This window comes from Vibrio sp. 1727 (assembly GCF_033344415.1).
GTDB classification, from domain to species: Bacteria; Pseudomonadota; Gammaproteobacteria; order Enterobacterales; family Vibrionaceae; genus Vibrio; species Vibrio alginolyticus.
Genome location: NZ_JAWPOT010000179.1, coordinates 1 through 800 on the forward strand (window position 1 = coordinate 1; position 800 = coordinate 800).

The window sequence follows — 800 nt, forward strand, 5'->3', positions numbered from 1 at the left end:
TGAACGAACATAGTGGCCATCCAAAGTCCGATGTTTGGCTTCGAATTTTTGACGAAAACTGGAGTAGGATTTGTCGGTGGAGTGCGACTCCGCATCTTGCCCCAAAAACTCCACTACAGATTGCTTCAAGCGCTTGTTGCGCAAAACGATATCGTGCCAAACCACAAAGGTGTTTTGTGATTCTTTGTCTGCACGCTGTTGACCACCTGCTCGAATGCCCGCTTCGGTGACTTGCCATCCGTCTTCCGATTTACTTATCCAGCCTAGCTCACTCAACAATTGGTTGATTCGCTTGGCATTAAGGCGAAGTTTATCGCCAAGTTGTGTGGCACTCAGTGTTTTCCCAGAGGTAGGATTCAGCTCAATATGCAAATTCGTAGGCCAGACAATAAACTGCCCAAACTTGGGGTGGTCAACATATTCACCGCCGAACTTAGCGCCCTCTTCCGTCAGGATCCATTTGTCCTCTTGGCGAGTGATGTAACCGGCGCGTTTGAGATCTGAAAACAGCAGCTTGGCGTCAATATTGCGCATTTTCGCTAATGCTGATGTCGATATTTTTTCTGACATGTGTGGAGCCTCCTGCTGCTGGGAAAATAACATCCTGTGAATGATATTAACGCATTGATTTCATTGCTTGAAGCAAGAATGAGAAAGATTCATACCAAGAAACAAAAAAGCCAGTCTTTTCCGACTGGCTTTGGCTTTAAATGATCTTAAAATTGGCGTGGTTACGCCTTTCGCCGATTATTTGATAAAGGCGATGCAGCCTTGCAAAATCACTAAGTTAACGATGTCGA

The 800-nt window shown here is 45.5% G+C and carries 1 protein-coding gene; it reads right to left on the reverse strand.

Annotated elements, in window-relative coordinates; translation table 11 throughout:
* The coding region (locus tag R8O10_RS24640; RefSeq protein WP_318191878.1) for a glycerol kinase at positions 1-570 on the reverse strand (570 nt) is incomplete at its 3' end.
* Between the last annotated feature and the right edge of the window lie 230 nt (positions 571-800).